We start from the raw sequence: 18,775 nt of genomic DNA, 5'->3' as shown, positions 1-18,775 counted from the left end.
CGCAGGTCAGGCGGTTCTTCCACCGACGCAGTGGGCCGTGGTGAGATGGGGCATGAGCAGCAACGGTCTGCGGGCCGCCCGGCAGTGTTCCACCCGGGCCGGCGCCGCGCTGCTCGAGGGCTGGCGCCCGGACCTCGTCAACCTGGTGCGGGTGACCACGGCGGCGGTCCTCGCCTACGTCATCACCCGGCTGGTCACGGTGGGCCCCATCGACCTCACCTGCTCGCTCACCGCGATCCTCGTGACCCAGGCGAGCGCGACGGGCTCGCTGCGGATGGGCATGGTGCGGGTCGGCGCCGTCCTCACCGGCATCGGGGTGGCCCTCGTGGTCTCCATCTGGGTGGGGCTCACCTGGTGGTCGCTGGCCGTGGTCATCTTCGCCTCCCTGCTCCTCGCGAGCCTGCTACGGCTCGGTCCGCAGGCCCTGGAGACCCCGATCAGCGGCATGCTCATCCTCGGCGCCTCGCTGCAGAACACGGCGGCCGAGACGCGCGTCCTCACCACGCTCATCGGGGCCGGCGTCGGCATCGCCCTCCCGCTGCTGTGGCCGCCGGCGATCCCCGTCGGCTCGGCGGCCACCTCGGTGCGCGCCGTCGCCCGGCGGCTGTCGGACGTCTTCACCGCGGCGGCCACCACCCTCGACGAGGGGCCGGTGACCCACGAGCGGCTGGGCGGCCACCTGCGCGCGGCCCGCGACGTCGGCGACGACCTGGGTCGGGCGGGCGAGCTCGTCGGCCAGGTCCAGGAGATGTGGCAGTGGAACACCCGCACCATCGGCCGGGCGGACGTGAGCCCTTTGCTGCGCTCCGGCCTGGACTCGCTGCAGGACTGCGCCTCCGCGACCAGCGCCCTCTTCGTGGCGCTGAGCCACGAGGCACCCGACGAGGAGGGCAGAGGACCCTCGGAGTTCTCCGCCGAGGTGCGGGCCGCGATGGCCGTGGTGCTCCGGGACGTGGGCTCGTGCATCGACTCCTTCGGCCAGCTCGTCGAGGCCGAGACCGTCGGGGACCTCGAGCAGCGGCGTGCCCTGCTCGACGACAACATGGAGCTGCTGCGCGAGACCAGGGCCATCCTCACCGAGCTCATGCTCATGGAGTCCGGCGGTGGCGCGGGGGGCGGTCAGTGGCTGCTGCGGGGCTCGATCCTGCGTGCGGTCGACCGCATCCTGCAGGTGCTCGACGCCCCGGCCCGCGCGGCGGCGCACGCCCGCTGGCGCAGCGAGCAGGGGGAGCGACCGCTACCCGGTCCGACCGTCTCGCACGAGTTCGCGCCGCTGGACCGGGCGCTCCTCATCTCGCTGCGGAGGGCGCGCCGCCCCGGCCGGCGGTGGGGCCGTCGCCCTACTCGTCGCCCCTGAGCTGGAAGCGCGACAGCCGCCACCCGGCGGCCACGACACCCGCGACGAGGAGGACGAGCGAGGCGACGGCGGCATACCCCACGGTCATGTCGGCCACCGGGAGGTCGACGTCCGCCGCGACCTCGCCCAGACGCTCGGCGACGGCCCGCACGGAGACGAAGCGGAAGCCGCCGAGGAAGCGCTGGAGCAGCTGCTCCACGACGAGGACGTAGATGAGCCCGGCGATCATGCCGTGCCGGGTCGCGGCGGCGAGCGCGGTGAAGAGGGCGGCGTAGAGCACCGCTCCCCCGCCGCCGGTCACCAGCGCCACGACGAGCCACCGGTCCGAGAGGCCGCCTGCGAGGGTGGCGCCGAGCAGCCCCGCCACCGAGAGCACGACGGACGTGCCGGCGGCGACGCCGAACTTGGACGCCGCGACGGCATACCGGCTGACCGGTGTGGAGAGGAGGTAGACCACCGAGCCGTCGTCGATCTCCGGGCCCAGGACGCCGTTGGCCGCGAGCAGCGCCACGAGGGGCACCACGAGCGCCAGCCCGATCTCACCGATGACCGCCGAGGCGCTGACCGGCTCCCCGGTGACGGCGCGCAGCACCCCCGCGAAGACGACGAGCAGCACCGGGAGGGCGACGAGGACGACCCCGCGCCAGCCACCGACGATGGAGCGCAGCGCCAACCGCATGATCGTGGGGTTCATGACTGCACCAGGTAGGTGAACACCGACTCCAGGCTCTCGTCCGAGGGTGCGAGCTCGCGCACCGTGATCCCGGCCGAGCGCGCGAGCTGCGGCAGGGCGTGGGTGAACTCACCCATGTCGGTCACCTCCACGGTGATGGCCTCGCCGGACCCGACCCGACCCAGGGCGACGCTGCGCACGCCGGGCTGGCCCATGAGGGCGGCCGCGAGGGCGCGGTCGTCGGTGGACCGGACGACGTAGTGGCTGGGGCGGTCGGTCATGAGCCGCCGGATCGCGCCGAAGTCGCCGCTGGCGGCGTGCCGCCCCGCGACGACCACCTCGATCTGCCGGGCGATCTGCTCGACCTCCTCGAGGATGTGGCTGGAGAAGAGCACGGTCCGGCCCTGCTCGCCCATGCTCGTGAGCAGGTCCATGAGGCGCATCCGCTGCCGCGGGTCGACGCCGTTGAAGGGCTCGTCCAGCAGCAGCACGCCGGGCTCGTGGACGAGCGCCGAGGCGAGCTTGGCCCGCTGCCGCATCCCCTTGGAGTAGGTGCTGATCGCCCGGTCGGCGGCCTCGGTGAGGTCGACCTCGGCGAGCGCCCGCGCGGTCGCGGCGCGCGCGTCGGGCAGCTTGTGCAGCTCGGCGCTGGCCTGCACGAACTGCCGCCCGGTGAGATAGGCGAAGCTCACCTCCCGCTCGGGCACCAGCCCCAGGTCGCGGTATGCCTGCACGTTGCGCCACACGCGCTGGTCGCCGAGGCGGACCTCGCCCGAGGACGGGGCCAGGAAGCCGGCCATGAGGGCGATGAGGGTGGACTTGCCGGCCCCGTTGGGACCGAGCAGGCCGGTCACGCCCGGGCCGATCGTCATGGAGACGTCGTTGACGGCGACGACGTTGCCGTACCACCGTGAGACCTCGCTCAGGGTCAGGTCGGTCATCATGCCCCCTTGCTGCGGTAGCGGCGGACGAGCAGGAGCAGCCCGCCGGCCATGAGGGCCAGGGCGGCGAGCAGCAGCAGCCACCCGGTGAGCGCCGACTCCGGTGCCTGCGAGATCTGGCCGGCGGTGTCGCCGAGCACCGCGGTGACGGCGTCGACGAGGGCGAAGGGCGAGAGCAGCGAGACCCAGTGGGCCGCGGTGTCCATGCCCTCGGCGAACAGCGTCTCCTTGAGGGCCACGGTGACGCCCAACCCGACCATCAGCACCATGATGGTGCCCGCGATCGCGAGGCCGCGCCGCAGCGTCCAGGACGCCACGAGGGCGGAGACCGTGGCGACGAGCAGGGCGAGGACGACGGCCCCGCCCAGCGCCCAGGCGACCGGCCCGATCTCGTCGCGGAAGGAGGCCCCGGCGGTCAGGCCACCGATGAAGAGCACGAGCAGCGGCGTGAGCACGAAGGCGAGGATCGCCAGCACCAGCGAGGCCCACCGGATGAGCGCGAAGGCCGTCGCCCCCAGCGGCCGCGCGAGGTAGAGGCTGATCACCCCCGAGCGCAGGTCCCGGCTGAAGAGCACCGGCGCCTGGGCCGCCACGAAGAGGACGACGAGGAAGGAGCTGCCGGAGTTGTAGCCCGCGTAGTTGAGCAGGTCGGCGTCGAGGCCGATGAAGCTCATGATGCCGACCTGCACGACGGCCGGGACGAGGGTCATGCCCAGGAGCACGAAGGGCAGGATCTTGGCCTTGCCCGACCGGCCGAAGCCGAAGACGGCGAGCACCCCCGAGGCGAGCAGGGAGGCCGCGATGCCGCGACGGCCCACCCGGGTCCCGGCATACCGGCGGTAGCCGATGTCGTGGATCACGCCGGCCCGCTCGGCCGGGGCGCTCATGCCGGCACCTCCTCGCGGAAGACGTCCTCGAGGCGCCCGGTCTGCGGCTGCAGCCGGACCAGCCCCACACCGAGGTCGGCGGCGGCGTCCCGGACGAGGTCCCGGAGCCGGTCGTGGGCGAGGGCGGCCGCCGCGGCGTCGTCGCCTGCGCCCTCGACCTCGACGGGGTCGATCTCGATCATCGTGCCGCGGGGCCGGCAGACCAGGCCGCGTGCGGCCAGCGCCTCGCCCATGCGGGTCTGGGCGTCGTCCTCCCCGAGCACCTCGACGAGCACCACCCCGGTGTCGGCGAGGAAGGCCTGCGTCGCCTCCGAGCGCAGCAGCTGCCCGCCGTCGAGCACGACGACGTGGTCGCTGATCCGCTCCAGCTCGCCCAGCAGGTGCGAGGTGACGAGCACGGGTATGCCGAAGTCGTGGCCGATGCGCTGCACCAGGGCCAGCATGTCGTCGCGGGCCGCCGGGTCCAGGCCGTTGGTGGGCTCGTCGAGCATGACCAGCGCCGGGTCGTGGACCAGGGCCTGCGCGAGCTTGGCGCGCTGCTTCATCCCGGTGGAGTAGCCGCCCATGAGCCGGTAGCGCTCCTCGGCGAGGCCCACGTGGCGGAGCACGTCGGCGGCCCGCTCGCGGGCCGGGGCGGGCGGCAGGCCGGACATCCGGCCCATGTGGACGACGAAGTCGATGCAGCGCATGTCCGGCGGCAGGCAGTCGTGCTCGGGCATGTAGCCCACGACCTGGCGGATCGCCTCACCGTCCGCGCGGATGTCGTGCCCGAGCACGGACGCCGACCCCGAGGTAGGCGCGAGCAGGCCGAGCAGGATCTTGATGAGGGTGGACTTGCCGGCGCCGTTGGCGCCGACGAGGCCGGTGACGCCGTCGCCGACCTCGATCGAGAGGTCGGCGAGCGCCGCGACCTGGCTGGAGCCGTAGCGCTTGGTGAGCGCCTCGGTCTGGATGACTGTCACGGCTCGACCCTAGATCGCTCCCCTGACTCACCCCAGGGGGCTATCCCCCGAGCCCTGCTCCGGTGAGCCCCCGGGAGGGCCCGCGGACGAGCCGCGCACCACGCTCCCCTCGCGCTCGGCCCGGTCGGACCGCGCCGCGGCCAGGACCTCGGGCTCCGTGCAGGCCCGGGCCCACGCGGCGATGCGGGCCCGGATCTCCCGGCCGAGGAGCCACGTCCCGACCCGGTCGGCGACCGGCCGCAGCCAGGCCGGGCGGGTGCTGAAGGTGTACTTCCACACCGCCAGCGTGCCCGCGACCCCGTCCTGCGCCTGCGGGGTGAAGCGCCATCCCCCGCCGAAGGTGTCGAAGAACCACGGGCCCGACTCCATCGTCATGCCGGCCTGCCGCGGCGGCCGGTAGCTGACGTAGCGGCTCACCATGGCCGGGCCGACGCGGGCGCGCGTCCAGGTGCGGACGCCCACCTCGGGCGAGGTGGCCCCGTCGAGGAAGTGCTGCCGGCGGATGAACGGGTCCCAGGCGCGCCGCACCCGACCCGTCGTCTGCGACACCGCGAAGGCGTCGGCCGGCTCCACCCCCACCCAGATGCTGGCGCTGACCTGCGGCATACCGGAAGTCTATCGGCGGCAGCGGGACAGCACGTCTACCCTGAGCAGATGCCTGAGGGGACGCGCTCGCTGCTCGCGCTGCCGAAGGCGCACCTGCACCTGCACTTCACCGGCTCGATGCGGGTGGAGACGGTGCGTGAGCTCGCCGAGAAGCACGACCTGCGGCTGCCGCACGCGCTGACCACGCAGTGGCCGCCGGAGCTGTCCGGGCTGGACGAGCGGGGGTGGTTCCGCTTCCAGCGCCTCTACGACGCCGCGCGGGCGGTGGTGCGTGACGAGGACGACATGCGGCGGATCGTGCGGGAGGCCGCGGAGGACGACGCCGCCGAGGGATCCCGGTGGCTGGAGATCCAGGTCGACCCGACGTCCTACGCCCCCTTCGTCGGCGGGCTCACGCCGGCGCTGGAGATCGTCCTGGACGAGGCTCGCGTCGCGACCGCGGCGACCGGCACCCAGGTCGCCGTCGTCGTCGCCGCGTCCCGGATGAAGCACCCGCTGGACGCCCGCGCGCTGGCCCGGCTGGCGGCGAGGTATGCCGGGGAGGGTGCCGGCACCGTGGTGGGCTTCGGGCTGTCCAACGACGAGCGGCGGGGCTGGACCGGTGACTTCGAGCCGGCCTTCCGGATCGCGACGCGGGCCGGGCTCGCGAGCGTGCCGCACGCCGGCGAGCTGCTCGGAGCCGACCACGTGCAGGTGGCGCTGGACCACCTGCTGCCCGACCGGCTGGGGCACGGGATCCGCGCGGTCGAGGACCCGGCGGTGCTGGACCGCGTGGTCCAGGAGCAGGTGACGCTCGAGGTGTGCCCCGGCAGCAACGTCGCGCTGGGGGTCTACGACTCCCCGGGCGCGGTGCCGCTGCGGCGGCTGCTCGAGGTCGGGGCCCGGGTGGCGCTCGGCGCCGACGACCCGCTGCTCTTCGGCAACCGGCTGGCCGACCAGTACGTCTCGGCCCGCCTCGACCACGGGCTCGACGACGCCGGGCTGGCGCTCCTCGCGCGTGGCTCGATCGAGGGCTCGACCGCTCCCCCGCAGGTGAGGCGCGACCTGCTGGCGCAGGTCGACACCTGGCTCGGGTCGGAGGGCACCTCGTCCTAGATTTGGGTCGTGGGCGCGACCCGGACCGTGCTGCTCTATCCCCGCACGGTGCGCTCGGGGCGGGCGTGGCTCTTCGGTCGCGTGTCACAGATGGGGTTCACCCTCGGGCTGGTGATGCTCTGGGTCGCCCTGAGCCCCAGCCTGCTCCCCCTCATCATCAGCGTCGTCGTGTGGTGGTGGAGCGTGCGCCAGCAGGCGAGCAACGCCGAGCTGGTGGGGCTCGACACCGTCGGCAACGCGGGGATGGCCGTCGGCGTCGCCGGAGGGGTGGGGCTCGGCGTGCTGCTCGTGCTGGCGGTCGAGCTGGTCGGCTCGCTGTGGCGCAGGCTCGCCCGGCTGGGCCGCCGCTGGCTGCCCGGGGTGGTCGCCTCCTTCGTCGCCGCGGCGCTGCTCGTCGTGGGACGACCTGGGGCGCGACGGGCAGGCGATCATGGCGGACGGCCCGAGGGCGGCGGACCTCGAGCGGGTGACCGGCGCCCCGGCGCTCGAGCCCATCCGGCTGTATGCCGGGAAGGAGGACAACGACACGATCGAGGCCGCGGTGGCCGCCGTCATGGCGGAGATCGACCGCACCGGCGCCCTCGACCGGTCCGTGGTACACGTCACCTCGACGGTACCGGTTACGTGCAGGCGTGATCGGTCTCCTCGCTGGAGTACCTCACCGGCGGCGACGTCGCCACCGTGTCCATGCAGTACTCCTTCTTCTCCTCGGCCCTGGCCTACGTCACCGACCGCGAGACGCCGCCAGAAGCCGGTCGGGCGCTCTTCGAGGCGGTGGAGGCGCGGGTCGACGCGCTGCCGGCGGAACAGCGACCGGGCTCGCCGCAGATCGCCCCCGTGGTCGACAACGGTCGCCACGTGCGCTTCGTCACCCGGCGAGAGGTTGACCCAGTTGAGCAGGTGCCTGCTGCCGAGCTGAAGACCATCGCTGACGCCGACGCCTCCGGCGTCCGCGAACGGTAGGCGAGGGCCCGACATACATATGTCAGCCACGGTATGCTCGACCTGTGCGCACGACCATCCGGTTGCCCCAGGACCTCTACGACGAGGTGCGCGAGACGGCGCTCCGCGAGCGCAGGACCGTGACCTCACTCATCGAGGAGTCGCTGCGCGAGGCCCTGGCCTCACGGAGCCACCGGCGCCACGACGCGCCCTTCTCGCTCACGCCGGTCGGCGGGGACGGCGGGCTCCGTCCGGGCGTCGACCTGAGCGACCAGGCCGCCCTGGAAGAGCTCATGACCGATGCTCGCCCTTGACGTCAACGTGCTGGTGGGGGCGCTCCACCGGGGCTCACCCGGCCACACGACACTGCGGCCCTGGCTGGAGCGGGCGGTCGACGGGGAGGAGGTCGTGGGCATCAGCGACGCGGTGCTCACCGGGACCCTGCGCGTCGTGACCCACCCCCGGGTCTTCACGACCCCTGCGACGGTGCCGGAGGCGGCCGCGTCGATCAGCAACCTGCTGAGACACCCCAACGTGCGCACCTTGCGGACGCTGGCGGGGCACTGGCAACTGGTCCTCGACCTGTGCGAGCGGGCCGGCGCCACCGGCAACCTCGTCGCCGACGCGGCTCACGCGGCCACGGCGATGCAACATGGCGCGACGCTCATCAGTGACGACGCCGACTTCGCCCGGTTCCCCGGACTGGCCTGGCGCCGCCCGCTGGACCCACGTCCCTAGAGGCTGAGGCCGACCAGCACCGGCTCGTTGACCAGCCGCACCCCGAAGGACTCCTCCACCCCGTCGCGCACCTCGCGCGCGAGCTCGACGACGTCCTGCGCGCGGGCAGAGCCGCGATTGGTCAGCGCCAGGGTATGCTTGGTCGACAGCCCGGCGGGCCTGCCCTCACGCGTGGCGTAGCCCTTGGTGAAGCCCGCGTGCTCGATGAGCCAGGCGGCGGAGGTCTTGACCAGCTCCTCGGTGTCGGTGGGGTACATCGGCGGGACCGCCGCATCGGCGTCCTCACCGGCTCCCGCCGCCGCCCGGGCACGGACCTCCTCGAGCTGCTCGCGCGGCAGGATCGGGTTGGTGAAGAACGAGCCGCAGGACCAGGTGTCGTGGTCCGGTGCGTCCAGGACCATCCCCCGGCGCCCCCGCTGCTCCAGCACCGCGGCCCGGGCGTCTGCCAACGGGACCCGCTCCCCCAGCTCGACGCCGAGACCGTCGGCGAGCGCGGCATACCTGATCGGCTGGGAGAGCTCGGTCGGGCGCAGCGAGAAGGTGACGTCGAGCACGACGTGCCGTGGGGTGACCGCCCCCGGTGTCGCCTCCGGGCCGACCATGGACTCCTTGAGCACCGAGTGCCGGTAGGCGAAGCCGAGGTCGGCGGAGAAGAGCGTCCGCACCCGGCCCTGGTCGCGGTCCCAGACCCGGACGCTGGCGATGGTCTGGGCGACCTCCTGGCCGTAGGCGCCGACGTTCTGCACGGGCGTGGCGCCGGTGGCGCCGGGGATGCCGGAGAGCGCCTCGATCCCCGACCAGCCCTGCTCGCAGGCGTGGGCCACGACCTCGTCCCAGTTCTCCCCCGCCGCGACGGTGGCGCTCACCCCGCCGCAGGCGGAGTCGTGCGGCACCGCGACGCCGCGCGTCCGGACCAGCACGACGGTGCCCGGGAAGCCCTCGTCGGCCACGACGAGGTTGGACCCGCCACCCACGACGAGCAGCTGCTCACCTGCCTCGTCGGCCTCGCGGACGGCGTCGATGAGCTCGGCCTCGGTGGTGGCTGTGACGAGGCGGCGCGCGGCCCCGCCGACCCGCATCGTCGTGAGCTCGGCGAGCGGTGTCGTCCCGACGTCCGCGGCAGCGGTATGCCCCACGGCTCCGCTCACGCGTCGGCACCGCCCGTGCGCACGACGGCCTGGCAGCGGCCCAGCACCTTCTCGCCGGCGCAGGTGGCGGTGAGCTCGAGAGTCTCGGTGCCCGCCTCGGGGTCGGTCTTCGTCACCACGCCCTCGACGAGCACCTCGACTGATCTGCCCTCGGGCACGACGACCATGCCGGTGAAACGGGTCTGGCAGGACAGGATGCGGCCGGGATCGCCCCCGACGTGGTCCGTGACGAGCTCGAGCGCCGCCCCCATCGTCCACATGCCGTGGGCGATGACGTCGGGCAGGCCGACCGAGCGCGCGACCTCGGCGTCCTGGTGGATGGGGTTCTGGTCGCCGGAGGCCGCGGCATACGCGACGAGCAGGTCCCGGTCGACGGTGACGGTGCGGGTCAGGTCGCTCATCAGCCCTCCCCCCGGACGACGATGGTCGAGGTCACGGTGGTCACCGCGCCGCCCTGGGCGTCGGTGAGCTCGACCCGGGTGGCGACCATGCCGTGCCCTCCCGCCTCGCGGATGGTGTCGACGTGCAGCGTGCCGGTCAGCGCGTCGCCGGCGACGATCGGCCGGTGGTGGACGAAGCCCTCCTGCCCGTGGACGACCCGGGAGAAGTCGATCCCGGCCTGCGGGTCCTGGACCAGTTGCGCCTCGCACTGCTGCGCGAGGCGGACGGCGAATGTCGGAGGTGCCACGACGTCGGCATACCCCAGGTCCTGCGCGGCGGCCGGGTCACGGTGCGCGGCCCCGGTCGCGCCGACCGCGTCGGCGAAGGCGGTGATCTGGTCGGCGGTCACCTCGAACGGGCCGGCCGGGGGGTACTCCCGCCCGGCGAAGTCTGGGTTGACGGACATACCTCCAGCCTAGCGATGCCCTGCCCCTGCGGGACCGAGTGGGAAGGGCGGGCATGACGAAGGCTCCACCCCGCAGGCTGATGGCCCGCGCATGTCGAGCGCGGCTGCGTCGGGACCCGCGTAGTTCACGATCGCAAGCATTCCAGCGATCAGGGCGCGCACCATCACGCTGCCCGCGCGGAGCGGAAGCTGCGCCCGGACGACACTCGAGTCATCGGGCACGGGCGTGGCCACACCGCCGCCGGGACGCAACTTCTCGTCAAGTCGCAGCGGGAGCGCAGGAACTCCCGACGTCTGGCGTCGACCCCGCTTGACACCCTCGATCATCCATGATCGCCTAAGAATACCTAGGAGGTTTCTTCATGAAACGACACTTTGCGCTCTTCTCCATCGTCGGACTGGCAGCGGGGGGGGATACTAGCCACCGCGATTCCCGCTCAGGCATGTGAAGCAAAATCACAACACACGACGGCCGGCGACTACGCATGGGCCGTTCCCGTCGGACTGTGCTCGCCGGTCTTCGTCAGACATCACTATGATCCCGCGTGGAGCAGCCACAATTTCTATACCAATTGGGTGGTTGGCGATTGGGGAGAGCCTGGATACACTCGCCCATCGCCCGAACTGCGCTTTCACGAGGTGACGTTCTGATGGCATCATCCTCGACAGGTAGACGGTCTGGCCGACGGTGGTTCGGCCTCGCTGCCATCGCAGGATTGTTTGCGACGACGGCAGTGATGGTGAATCCCGCCAGCGCCTCCGATGAGTGCAGCATGTGGTCACGCCAGGTAGGAGATTCGGCCGAGGTGCATGACCTGGGTGACAACTGCGACTACGTCTCTGTTCGCCATGCTTACGACCCTTACTGGTCAAATGTCAACTACTGGACACCCTGGTTTGGCGGATCTGACAACTACTACAGAACGGTTCCCAATGCAGTTCTCTACGATGTAAGGGCGAGGGGATGGTAAGGACTCGAATGCGTGAAGGTGTCCCTGCCGCCATGCTGACCGTAGGTGTCGTCCTCACCGGATGCCAAACGCCACCTGAAGAGAGGTACGAACCACCTCCTGCATGGGATCAAGTTGTGGAGTCAGCCTTGGAGAGGGCATCAGAGCAAGGCGCATCCGACGCACAGTTGCGCGACTTGAGAGCGGCGCAGGATCAGGGGGAACTGACTTTTCCAGAGCTGGAAGAGGCAGTGGGCCGGAGCCTGTCGTGTATGCGTTCGGCGGACATCCCCGTCATCGATGCGACCGTCGACGAGTCCGAGGGATATCCCAGACTCGACTATGCCTACGGCGCCTCGTCAGAAGGAAGATCCGCCGAGCAGACCGATGCTCTCGCGCAGGAGTGCCTCAGGACACACTCGCTGTATATGGAGGCCATCTATACCTCTTCGCCGCAGGTACGCGAGGCGCGCGATGTCCAGCTCGACCAGGTTCGTGAAGAGCTGGTGTCATGCCTGGAGGAAGCAGGCCTCGACGTGATGGCCGACGCCGAGCCCTGGGTCCTACGACGTCAGGCGACAGATCTGTTGATCGACGACGGGACTGATTGTCTGGTCGCGGCCGGACTCGGCCCATGAAGTTGCCCCGGCCCCTATGGAGTGTCATCACACTCTTGGGCGTGATCGGCACCGGGCTCGGGATCTGGGCTCTGGTCGTTGTGACTGCCTCGAGCCCGCTGGAAGCGGACACTGCTCCAGCACCTGTCGTGGTACACGTGCAGCGAGACGATGTCTCCCCAACCGTCAGCCAGACGCTCGAGGTGGTGTCGCGACCGGGTCCTGAACTGATCCTGCGAGGTGGAGGGACCATCACCTCCTGGTCCGTCGAGCTCGGCGCCAGTCTGGAGTCGGGAGAAACGCTGCTGGCTCTTGACGACACTCCAGTTGTGCTGATGGCCGCGTCGGCACCACTGCACCGCGACCTCGGGCCTGGCGATACCGGACCAGACGTCGCTCGGCTCGTGCAATTCCTGGCTCAGGGGGGCGCCGACGTCGAGGGAGACACGATGACAGAGGAGGTCGTCGCGGCTGTGGAGGAGTGGAATACCGCGCACGGGCGTCAGGGGCAGACTTTCGGTGTCGCCTCGGTGGTGTGGATTCCCCACGAACCTGCGACGTCCCTCGTCGAACGGGTCGTAGCCGTAGGTGCCATCACGACACCCGGACAGACTGTCGCCCGCACCCCCGATGTCGTCGAACGCATCGACGCCCGCCCACGAACAGCGCTGGCGGAGGGTCCTCTCACGCTCCGGGCTGCAGGTGAGGAGGCGACTCTCGACCGGGAAGCATGGGCCGTGACAGACCCTGAAGAGGCACAACGCATCGCGCAGGCCCTGCCCCGGACCGAAGGCGTCGGGGAGATCCGTGCACGCGACCCACAACCTGCGTTGGTGGTCCCATCGGCCTCGGTGGTGACGGACGCGACCGGCGCGACCTGTGTCGTCGCGATGCCTGGACAGAGAATCGTGCGCGTGGACGCGGTGGACAGCGACGCCGGCGGAACACGGCTTCCCGCGGACACCGACCTCGATGCAGTGCTGGTCAACGCACGCCGGCTCATGCCAGGGCTGTCATGCACCTCTCGTTGACGGGGGTCACGAAGTCGTTCACCGGGCATCGCGTACTCCGGGGGATCGACCTCGAGATGGAGGCGGGCGAGACCGTCGCTGTGGTGGGACCCTCGGGATCCGGCAAGTCGACGGTCCTGCAAGTGGCCGGTGGCCTTCTTTCACCGGATGAAGGCTCGGCGACAGTCCGCACGGACGATGGCAGGCAGGACGGACCGCGTCACCACGTCGCCTTTGTGCTCCAGACCGTCAGCCTCCTCACGTTCCGATCCGCACAGGACAACGTGGCTCTCGGCGGCCTCCAGCAAGGCCTGGCCTGGAAGGAGGCACGTGCACGCGCCCGGATGGCTCTGAACGCGTTGAACCTGTCGGATCGCCTGCACGCCAGAGCCGCCACCTTGTCCGGCGGCGAAGCGCAACGCGTGGCCGTCGCCCGAGCGACCATCAGTGGGGCCTCCTTCATCCTTGCCGACGAACCCACCGGCCAGCTCGACGCGGACACCACTCGAGAAGTGATGGAAGCCATGCAAACCGTCCGCGACACAGCCGGCCTGCTGGTGGTCACGCACGACCTGCAGGTCGCGGCGTCCTGCGACCGAACGCTCGTCCTCGACGACGGAAGGCTCAGGCCGGCATGAGGACGAGCACGTCGAACCGTGGGTGGCGCTGGCAGGAGGTCCTGCTCGAAGGGGTGCGCATATCGTCCTCAGCGAACCGCCACGGGCTGGTCACCTGCATCGCCAGCGCGGCCTGCCTCGTCCTGGCCGCCCTAGCAGAGGCTCTGCCGACCCACTCGATCACCCAGCAGGAACAACGATGGATCAGCAGCGGCGGCCACATCTTGATCGTCTCCACCTCGGACGACGGAGTCATCGACGGCGCGGCCTGCGACGGCCTAGCCACCCTGTCTGGCGTCGAAGGGGCCTTCGGAGCAAGGCGCGCTGCGGTCCCGCTCGTCGAGGCCTCGCGGCCAGGAAGCGTCTTCGCCGCAACACTGGCCACCCCCGGCGTCGTCGACTTCTTCACGGCAGCGCCAGCTGTGGCGATCCGCCCCACCCCTACCGAAGGTACGACTGAGACCGGCACCACGGGTGGGGCGATCGTGCTCACAGAGGCGCGGCCTGAGACAGACCCTGCGACGACCGCTTTGCTTCCATATCTTGACTCGCCATTGGCTCCGGTCCACGCAGCCGATCTCTCCGTCCTCGGGGACGAGCGCGCGACGGATGTGCTGCTGGTGTCCGCCGATCTCGGAGGTGTCGACCGGTGCTTCGTCCGTTCGTCGCCAGCGAGTCAGGACACCGTAGCGTCCGTGCTGCCGTTGCTCCTTGGCGGTACAGAAGGCGTCGTGGTGAGCCCGAGATTGGCGAACGGAGCACTCGACCTGACGCCAGAACAGCGCCAGGAGCAACGGCATCCTTTCCTCGTCGCTGCGCTCCTCGGCGCAGCCCTGGGACTCCTCGTGGGTCTGCGCTGGTGGATGAGCCGGCGCGAGGACGCGCTGCTGATCACGCTGGGCGCGAGGGCGCCCGAGATCAGGGTGCTGCGGGTCGTGGAGTTCCTCACAGGGATGGCAGGTGGTTCCATCCTGGCGATGCAGGTATGCCTGCTGATGGCGCTGATCGTCGGGCCCCTGCAGCCGGCGGTTCTCGCCTACGGAGCGCGGGGAGCGCTCGTGGCGTTCGCCGTATCGCTGGTGGTCGCCGGTCTCGCGACCCTGCGACCGATGCGGAGCGTGACCCTTGACCTGCGTGAGTAGGGAGGTATGACGAAGGCCGCCACCCCGCAGGGGTGACGGCCCGGTCGTGGCTGGCGCGGTGCGTCAGCGGGTCTCGCGGTGCGCGGTGTGCTTGCCGCAGCGCGGGCAGAACTTCGCCATGTCGAGCCGGTCGGGGTTGTTCCGACGGTTCTTCTTGGTGATGTAGTTGCGCTCCTTGCACTCCGTGCACGCCATGGTGATCTTGGGGCGGACGTCGGTGGACTTGGCCACGGTGCAACCTGCTCTCGGGTGGTGATCTGTGCTTGTGCGGTGCGTACCGGCGAGGTACGTGGTAGCGGAGGCGGGGCTCGATCCCGCGACCTCACGATTATGAGTCGTGCGCTCTAACCAGCTGAGCTACTCCGCCTCGCGGCGACCGGCCGAGCCGGCACACCAGAGCCCCCAAACGGAATCGAACCGTTGACCTTTTCCTTACCATGGAAACGCTCTACCGACTGAGCTATAGGGGCGGGCTGTGGGTCCTGCCGGGGCGCCGGGCCCCGCAGGCAGCGAGATGCAACTTTACACGAGGCCCTCGGGCGATTCCAAAACGAGCGAGCGGCCCCGACGACGTGCTCAGTCCAGGTCCGTGACCTGCATCGACAGGTGCACCCGGGAGGCGTCCCGGTTGGTCACGACATACGATCCCGGACCCGACGAGACGAGGCGGCGCAGCACGATGACCGAGGGCAGCAGGACCGGCTTGGCGAAGGTGACGCTCACGGCATACCGCTCCGGCAGCCGGCGCCGCAGCGCGGCCAGCACCCGGGCGTGCGTCCACATCCCGTGCGCGATGGCGCGGGGGAAGCCGAAGGCCTTGGCGGACAGCGCCGAGAGGTGGATGGGGTTGGCGTCCCCCGCGACGCGGGCGTAGGCCCGCCCCTGGCCGGCGGGGACCCGCCACAGCGCGACCTGCCGGGCCGTCGTCGCGTCCTGCGCCGGGTCGGGCGCCTGCTGCTCCGCGGCTCCGGGCTCCTGCTCCGGCGCGGACGTCCCCGGCGGGCTGTCGCCGCGAACTAGGTAGGTGCTGCGCCCCTCCCAGACGACCTCGTCCCCGACACGCGCCTCGCCGACGAGGTCCACCGTGCTGCCCTTGCGGTGGGGCGCGAGGCTGTCGGCCCAGGACGACAGGGTCAGCTCCTCGTCCACGCGCACCGGGCGGTGCACCCGCATCTGGTTGGCGACGTGCACCATCCCGAGCATCGGGAAGGGGAAGTCGCGTGAGGCCATCAGCCGGACCTGCAGCGGGAAGGTGAGGACGTGCAGCCAGGTGGCGGGCACGGTGTCCTCGACCAGCCCGCCGGTCACCTCGCAGAAGTCGGCGAGGCGAGCGACGTCCTGCGTGACGCCGGTGAGCACCAGCCGGCGCCGTGGCAGCTCGCCGCGTGCGCCCGGTCGGCGCAGGCCGGTGGCGATCCCGGTGGCGAAGGCCGCCGCGATGCTGGGCGTCCCCTCGAGCAGCTCCACCTCCACGTCTGAGGGTGCCTGGGTCGTCTCCGGGCGCGAGGACATGCTCAGGCCCCGATCTGGCTCTGGCCGCAGACCCGCACGACCTGGCCGGTCACCGCCGAGCTAGCCGGGTCGGCGAGGTAGCCGATGGTCTCGGCGACGTCCACCGGCTTGCCGCCCTGCTGCAGGCTGTTGATCCGGCGCGCCACCTCGCGGGTGGCCACCGGCATCTTGCCGGTCATCTCGGTCTCGATGAAGCCCGGGGCCACGGCGTTGACCGTGATGCCCCGCCCGGCCAGGCGGGGGTCGGCACCCATCGCGCGGACCAGGCCGATGACCCCGGCCTTGGAGGCGGCGTAGTTGGCCTGGCCCCGGTTGCCGGCGATCCCGGACGTGGAGGCCACGCCGATGATGCGGCCGCCCTCGTCCAGGCCTCCCGGCAGGTCGGGGTCGAGCAAGACCTCGTTGATCTGGATCTGGGCGGCGAGGTTGACCTCGAGCACGCTGCCCCACCGCTCCTCGTCGGTGTTGGCGAGCAGCTTGTCGCGGGTGATGCCGGCGTTGTGCACGATCGCGTGGATGCGGGCGGCGTCGCCGAAGCGCTGCGCGACGTGGGCGGCGATCCGGCTGCCGGCGTCGGCAGCGGTGATGTCCAGCTGCAGCGCGGTGCCGCCGATGCCGTTGGCCACCTCGGCCAGCCCCTGCCCCGCTGCGGGGACGTCGACGGCGACGACCAGGGCACCGTCCCGGGCGAAGGTCCTGGCGATCCCGGTTCCGATCCCCCGTCCGGCGCCGGTGACGACGACGATGCGGCCCTCGAACGGCCGCGCCTCCACCTGACCCGGCTCGACCGCCGCGTGCCCGAGCCGCAGCACCTGCCCGGACACGTAGGCCGAGCGGCCCTCGAGCAGGAAGGACAGCGTCGAGGCGAGCTCCGCGGCGGTGGTCGGCTCGCTGGTGAGCAGGTCGACCCGCACGAGGTTGGCCGTGGCACCGGCGCGCAGCTCCTTGCCCACGCTGCGCACGATGCCCTCGAGCGCCTGCTGGGTCGCGACGGCGGTGGGGGCACCGGCGGTCTCCGGGTCCACGCCGAGCACGACGACGCGACCGGAGGGCTCCAGCCCCTTCATCGCCGGGCGCAGCAGCCCGCGCACCGTCTCCAGGTCGGCGAGCGAGGTCGCGGCCGTGGCGTCGAGGACCAGTGCGCCGATCTTGCTCGGGTATGCCTCGGGCACCTCGCGGGTGCGACCGTCGTCCGTGGTCTCGGCCACCCGGGTCTGCGCGGTGTCGACGAGCGCGTCGCGCACCGGCACCCCGAGCAGCTCCAGCGTCCGGGCGGCGAGCCGTCCACCGCCGGCCGAGCCCAGGGCGACCGTGCCCGAGGGGAGCTCACGGCCGCGGCGCAGCCGCGTGGGCTGCGGGACGCCGAGCTGCCTGGCGAGCGGGTTGGTGGTGAGCATCTGCATCAGGTCGGCCATGTCAGCACCCTTCCACGATCGCGACGATTCCCTGACCACCGGCCGCGCAGATCGAGATCAGGCCACGGGAGCCCGGGCCGATCTCGTGCAGCATCTTGGCCATCGAGGCGACGATGCGCCCACCGGTCGCGGCGAAGGGGTGCCCCGCCGCGAGGGAGGAGCCGTTGACGTTGAGCCGGCTCCGGTCGACCGACCCGAGCGGCGCGTCCAGGCCCAGCCGGTCGCGGCAGAACTCCTCCGACTCCCAGGCGGCCATCGTCGCCAGCACGGTGGAGGCGAAGGCCTCGTGGATCTCGACGCGGTCGAAGTCCGCGAGCGTCAGCCCCTGCCGCGCGAGGAGCCGGGGGACGGCATACGCCGGGGCCATGAGCAGGCCCTCCTCGCCGTCGACGTAGTCGACCGCCGCGACCTCGGCGTCGACGAAGCGCGCGAGCGCCGGGAGCCGGTGCTGCTCCGCCCACTCCGGGCTGCCGAGCAGGACCAGGGCCGCGCCGTCGGACAGCGGGGTCGAGTTGCCCGCGGTCATCGTCGCCCCCTCACCCTTGCCGAAGACCGGGGAGAGGCCGGCCAGCTTCTCGACCGAGGTGTCCGGCCGCAGGCCCTCGTCGCGCGAGAGCCGGAGGAAGCCGGTGGCCAGGTCGTCGAAGAAGCCCTCGTCCCAGGCCCGGGCGAGGTTGTGGTGGCTCGCGGCGGCGAGCTCGTCCTGGGCCTCGCGGGTGATGCCCCACTCCCGGGCAGTCAGCGCCTGGTGCTCGCCCATCGACAGCCCGGTGCGGGGCTCGGCGTTGCGTGGCGTCTCGGGGGCCAGGTCGCCCGGCCGGACGGCCGCCAGGGCCTTGGCCCGCGCCATCGGGGTGCGGGCGCGGCTGGCGCCGAGCAGCGCCTTGCGCAGACCCTCGCCGACCGCGATCGGCGCGTCGCTCGCGGAGTCGACCCCGCCGGCCACCCCCGACTCGACCTGGCCGAGCCGGATCTTGTTGGCCACCTGGACGACCGTCTCGAGCCCCGTGCCGCACGCCTGCTGCAGGTCGTAGGCGGGGGTGTCCGCGGCCAGCGCGGAGCCGAGCACGGCCTCCCGGGTGAGGTTGAAGTCGCGGGCGTGCTTGAGCACGGCGCCCGCGGCCACCTCGCCGAGGCGCTCGCCGGCCAGGCCGAAGCGGGCCACCAGGCCGTCGAGGGTCGAGGTGAGCATCGCCTGGTTCGAGGCGTGGGCATACGCGCCACCGGCCTTGCCGAACGGGATCCGGTTGCCGCCGAGGATGACGGCGTCGGTGAGCTGGTCTGGCATGAGAAGGGTCTCCTGGTGAGCTGTGGTC

The 18,775-nt window shown here is 71.7% G+C and carries 21 protein-coding genes, 2 tRNA genes and 2 pseudogenes; 11 read left to right on the top strand and 14 right to left on the bottom strand.

What is annotated here, in order from left to right; translation table 11 throughout:
• The first annotated feature begins 52 nt into the window (after positions 1 to 52).
• Positions 53 to 1,357 (top strand): FUSC family protein, encoded by a 1,305-nt coding sequence (locus tag SGUI_RS14650; protein WP_066641506.1) that lies wholly within the window; start codon positions 53 to 55, stop codon positions 1,355 to 1,357.
• Here the strand turns inward: SGUI_RS14650 and SGUI_RS14645 are convergent.
• From SGUI_RS14645 to SGUI_RS14625, 5 genes are read right to left on the bottom strand one after another with little or no spacing between them, the layout of a single operon-like run.
• A complete protein-coding gene (locus SGUI_RS14645; protein ID WP_066641504.1) occupies positions 1,341 to 2,051 on the bottom strand; it encodes an ABC transporter permease in 711 nt (236 codons plus the stop codon). The genes SGUI_RS14650 and SGUI_RS14645 overlap by 17 nt on opposite strands.
• Positions 2,048 to 2,974, bottom strand: a complete 927-nt coding sequence (locus SGUI_RS14640; RefSeq protein WP_237141380.1) for an ABC transporter ATP-binding protein — start codon at positions 2,972 to 2,974, stop codon at positions 2,048 to 2,050. Before SGUI_RS14640 ends, SGUI_RS14645 begins: the two co-directional genes overlap by 4 nt.
• Complete coding sequence (locus SGUI_RS14635; protein WP_066641500.1) at positions 2,971 to 3,858, bottom strand: hypothetical protein; 888 nt, start codon at positions 3,856 to 3,858, stop codon at positions 2,971 to 2,973. Before SGUI_RS14635 ends, SGUI_RS14640 begins: the two co-directional genes overlap by 4 nt.
• Complete coding sequence (locus SGUI_RS14630) at positions 3,855 to 4,820, bottom strand: ABC transporter ATP-binding protein (RefSeq protein ID WP_066641494.1); 966 nt, start codon at positions 4,818 to 4,820, stop codon at positions 3,855 to 3,857. Before SGUI_RS14630 ends, SGUI_RS14635 begins: the two co-directional genes overlap by 4 nt.
• Before the next feature lie 27 nt (positions 4,821 to 4,847).
• Positions 4,848 to 5,426: an SRPBCC family protein gene (locus SGUI_RS14625; protein ID WP_066641492.1), complete on the bottom strand. Its 579-nt coding sequence runs from the start codon at positions 5,424 to 5,426 to the stop codon at positions 4,848 to 4,850.
• Between the two features lie 48 nt (positions 5,427 to 5,474).
• Here SGUI_RS14625 and SGUI_RS14620 point away from each other — a divergent pair, with 48 nt between their 5' ends.
• The 6 genes and pseudogenes from SGUI_RS14620 to SGUI_RS14600 all read left to right on the top strand — a co-directional run bounded on the left by SGUI_RS14620 (position 5,475) and on the right by SGUI_RS14600 (position 8,201).
• Positions 5,475 to 6,521 carry an adenosine deaminase gene (locus SGUI_RS14620; RefSeq protein WP_066641490.1) on the top strand — a complete coding sequence of 349 codons (1,047 nt, stop codon included), beginning with the start codon at positions 5,475 to 5,477 and terminating at the stop codon, positions 6,519 to 6,521.
• Between the two features lie 90 nt (positions 6,522 to 6,611).
• A pseudogene (locus SGUI_RS18435) lies at positions 6,612 to 6,860 on the top strand (hypothetical protein); the annotation flags it as partial.
• A 91-nt stretch (positions 6,861 to 6,951) separates the two neighbouring features.
• Positions 6,952 to 7,077: pseudogene (locus SGUI_RS18430) on the top strand (hypothetical protein); the annotation flags it as partial.
• A 131-nt stretch (positions 7,078 to 7,208) separates the two neighbouring features.
• Positions 7,209 to 7,484, top strand: coding sequence for an alpha/beta-hydrolase family protein (locus SGUI_RS14610; protein WP_157621865.1), 276 nt, complete (start codon positions 7,209 to 7,211; stop codon positions 7,482 to 7,484).
• A 44-nt stretch (positions 7,485 to 7,528) separates the two neighbouring features.
• Complete coding sequence (locus tag SGUI_RS18465; RefSeq protein WP_066641485.1) at positions 7,529 to 7,777, top strand: ribbon-helix-helix protein, CopG family; 249 nt, start codon at positions 7,529 to 7,531, stop codon at positions 7,775 to 7,777.
• On the top strand, positions 7,764 to 8,201 hold the full coding sequence (locus tag SGUI_RS14600) for a TA system VapC family ribonuclease toxin (protein WP_022925264.1): 438 nt from the start codon (positions 7,764 to 7,766) through the stop codon (positions 8,199 to 8,201). Before SGUI_RS18465 ends, SGUI_RS14600 begins: the two co-directional genes overlap by 14 nt.
• On the opposite strand, the gene SGUI_RS14595 is transcribed toward SGUI_RS14600, so the two are convergent.
• The 3 genes from SGUI_RS14595 to SGUI_RS14585 form a co-directional block, all read right to left on the bottom strand.
• Entirely contained in the window at positions 8,198 to 9,280 is a 1,083-nt protein-coding gene (locus SGUI_RS14595; RefSeq protein ID WP_066643479.1) for a UDP-N-acetylmuramate dehydrogenase, read from the bottom strand. The genes SGUI_RS14600 and SGUI_RS14595 overlap by 4 nt on opposite strands.
• Before the next feature lie 65 nt (positions 9,281 to 9,345).
• Complete coding sequence (locus SGUI_RS14590) at positions 9,346 to 9,750, bottom strand: MaoC/PaaZ C-terminal domain-containing protein (RefSeq protein WP_066641484.1); 405 nt, start codon at positions 9,748 to 9,750, stop codon at positions 9,346 to 9,348.
• The gene (locus tag SGUI_RS14585) at positions 9,750 to 10,196 is read right to left on the bottom strand and encodes an FAS1-like dehydratase domain-containing protein (RefSeq protein WP_066641483.1); all 447 of its coding nucleotides are present in this window, start codon (positions 10,194 to 10,196) and stop codon (positions 9,750 to 9,752) included. The genes SGUI_RS14590 and SGUI_RS14585 overlap by 1 nt, the downstream gene beginning before the upstream one ends.
• Before the next feature lie 1,222 nt (positions 10,197 to 11,418).
• Between SGUI_RS14585 and SGUI_RS14580 the strand changes: the two genes are divergently transcribed.
• From SGUI_RS14580 to SGUI_RS14565, 4 genes are read left to right on the top strand one after another with little or no spacing between them, the layout of a single operon-like run.
• Complete coding sequence (locus SGUI_RS14580) at positions 11,419 to 11,784, top strand: hypothetical protein (protein WP_157621864.1); 366 nt, start codon at positions 11,419 to 11,421, stop codon at positions 11,782 to 11,784.
• 41 nt (positions 11,785 to 11,825) lie between these two features.
• On the top strand, positions 11,826 to 12,794 hold the full coding sequence (locus SGUI_RS14575) for a hypothetical protein (RefSeq protein ID WP_157621863.1): 969 nt from the start codon (positions 11,826 to 11,828) through the stop codon (positions 12,792 to 12,794).
• Positions 12,779 to 13,411: an ABC transporter ATP-binding protein gene (locus SGUI_RS14570; RefSeq protein ID WP_022925258.1), complete on the top strand. Its 633-nt coding sequence runs from the start codon at positions 12,779 to 12,781 to the stop codon at positions 13,409 to 13,411. The genes SGUI_RS14575 and SGUI_RS14570 overlap by 16 nt, the downstream gene beginning before the upstream one ends.
• Positions 13,408 to 14,532 carry a hypothetical protein gene (locus SGUI_RS14565; protein WP_066641480.1) on the top strand — a complete coding sequence of 375 codons (1,125 nt, stop codon included), beginning with the start codon at positions 13,408 to 13,410 and terminating at the stop codon, positions 14,530 to 14,532. Before SGUI_RS14570 ends, SGUI_RS14565 begins: the two co-directional genes overlap by 4 nt.
• Before the next feature lie 63 nt (positions 14,533 to 14,595).
• Here SGUI_RS14565 and rpmG read toward each other — a convergent pair whose 3' ends face one another.
• The 6 genes from rpmG to SGUI_RS14535 all read right to left on the bottom strand — a co-directional run bounded on the left by rpmG (position 14,596) and on the right by SGUI_RS14535 (position 18,747).
• Positions 14,596 to 14,763: a 50S ribosomal protein L33 gene (gene rpmG / locus SGUI_RS14560; protein ID WP_010148718.1), complete on the bottom strand. Its 168-nt coding sequence runs from the start codon at positions 14,761 to 14,763 to the stop codon at positions 14,596 to 14,598.
• A 59-nt stretch (positions 14,764 to 14,822) separates the two neighbouring features.
• A tRNA-Met gene (locus SGUI_RS14555) sits at positions 14,823 to 14,899 on the bottom strand.
• A 30-nt stretch (positions 14,900 to 14,929) separates the two neighbouring features.
• A tRNA-Thr gene (locus SGUI_RS14550) sits at positions 14,930 to 15,002 on the bottom strand.
• A gap of 106 nt (positions 15,003 to 15,108) precedes the next feature.
• On the bottom strand, positions 15,109 to 16,044 hold the full coding sequence (locus SGUI_RS14545; RefSeq protein ID WP_066641479.1) for a MaoC/PaaZ C-terminal domain-containing protein: 936 nt from the start codon (positions 16,042 to 16,044) through the stop codon (positions 15,109 to 15,111).
• A gap of 2 nt (positions 16,045 to 16,046) precedes the next feature.
• A complete protein-coding gene (locus SGUI_RS14540) occupies positions 16,047 to 17,459 on the bottom strand; it encodes a 3-oxoacyl-ACP reductase (protein WP_066641478.1) in 1,413 nt (470 codons plus the stop codon).
• A 1-nt stretch (position 17,460) separates the two neighbouring features.
• Positions 17,461 to 18,747, bottom strand: coding sequence for an acetyl-CoA C-acetyltransferase (locus SGUI_RS14535; protein ID WP_066641477.1), 1,287 nt, complete (start codon positions 18,745 to 18,747; stop codon positions 17,461 to 17,463).
• Positions 18,748 to 18,775: the final 28 nt, after the last annotated feature.

Origin of the sequence: Serinicoccus hydrothermalis (genome assembly GCF_001685415.1) — a bacterium.
Classification (GTDB): Bacteria; Actinomycetota; Actinomycetes; order Actinomycetales; family Dermatophilaceae; genus Ornithinicoccus; species Ornithinicoccus hydrothermalis.
Note: the sequence above shows the minus strand (reverse complement) of the source record. Positions and strands in the feature narration are given on the sequence as shown.

Coding starts and splice junctions, on each gene's coding strand:
- SGUI_RS14535 (WP_066641477.1), bottom strand. CDS start 18,747: ATGCCAGACCAGCTCACCGACGCCGTCATCCTCGGCGGCAACCGGATC.
- SGUI_RS14595 (WP_066643479.1), bottom strand. CDS start 9,280: ATGCGGGTCGGCGGGGCCGCGCGCCGCCTCGTCACAGCCACCACCGAG.
- SGUI_RS14570 (WP_022925258.1), top strand. CDS start 12,779: ATGCACCTCTCGTTGACGGGGGTCACGAAGTCGTTCACCGGGCATCGC.
- SGUI_RS14545 (WP_066641479.1), bottom strand. CDS start 16,044: ATGTCCTCGCGCCCGGAGACGACCCAGGCACCCTCAGACGTGGAGGTG.
- SGUI_RS14625 (WP_066641492.1), bottom strand. CDS start 5,426: ATGCCGCAGGTCAGCGCCAGCATCTGGGTGGGGGTGGAGCCGGCCGAC.
- SGUI_RS14540 (WP_066641478.1), bottom strand. CDS start 17,459: ATGGCCGACCTGATGCAGATGCTCACCACCAACCCGCTCGCCAGGCAG.
- SGUI_RS14565 (WP_066641480.1), top strand. CDS start 13,408: ATGAGGACGAGCACGTCGAACCGTGGGTGGCGCTGGCAGGAGGTCCTG.
- SGUI_RS14600 (WP_022925264.1), top strand. CDS start 7,764: ATGCTCGCCCTTGACGTCAACGTGCTGGTGGGGGCGCTCCACCGGGGC.
- SGUI_RS14640 (WP_237141380.1), bottom strand. CDS start 2,974: ATGATGACCGACCTGACCCTGAGCGAGGTCTCACGGTGGTACGGCAAC.
- SGUI_RS14620 (WP_066641490.1), top strand. CDS start 5,475: ATGCCTGAGGGGACGCGCTCGCTGCTCGCGCTGCCGAAGGCGCACCTG.
- SGUI_RS14610 (WP_157621865.1), top strand. CDS start 7,209: ATGCAGTACTCCTTCTTCTCCTCGGCCCTGGCCTACGTCACCGACCGC.
- SGUI_RS14585 (WP_066641483.1), bottom strand. CDS start 10,196: ATGTCCGTCAACCCAGACTTCGCCGGGCGGGAGTACCCCCCGGCCGGC.
- SGUI_RS14635 (WP_066641500.1), bottom strand. CDS start 3,858: ATGAGCGCCCCGGCCGAGCGGGCCGGCGTGATCCACGACATCGGCTAC.
- SGUI_RS14645 (WP_066641504.1), bottom strand. CDS start 2,051: ATGAACCCCACGATCATGCGGTTGGCGCTGCGCTCCATCGTCGGTGGC.
- SGUI_RS14580 (WP_157621864.1), top strand. CDS start 11,419: ATGCGTTCGGCGGACATCCCCGTCATCGATGCGACCGTCGACGAGTCC.
- SGUI_RS14590 (WP_066641484.1), bottom strand. CDS start 9,750: ATGAGCGACCTGACCCGCACCGTCACCGTCGACCGGGACCTGCTCGTC.
- SGUI_RS14650 (WP_066641506.1), top strand. CDS start 53: ATGAGCAGCAACGGTCTGCGGGCCGCCCGGCAGTGTTCCACCCGGGCC.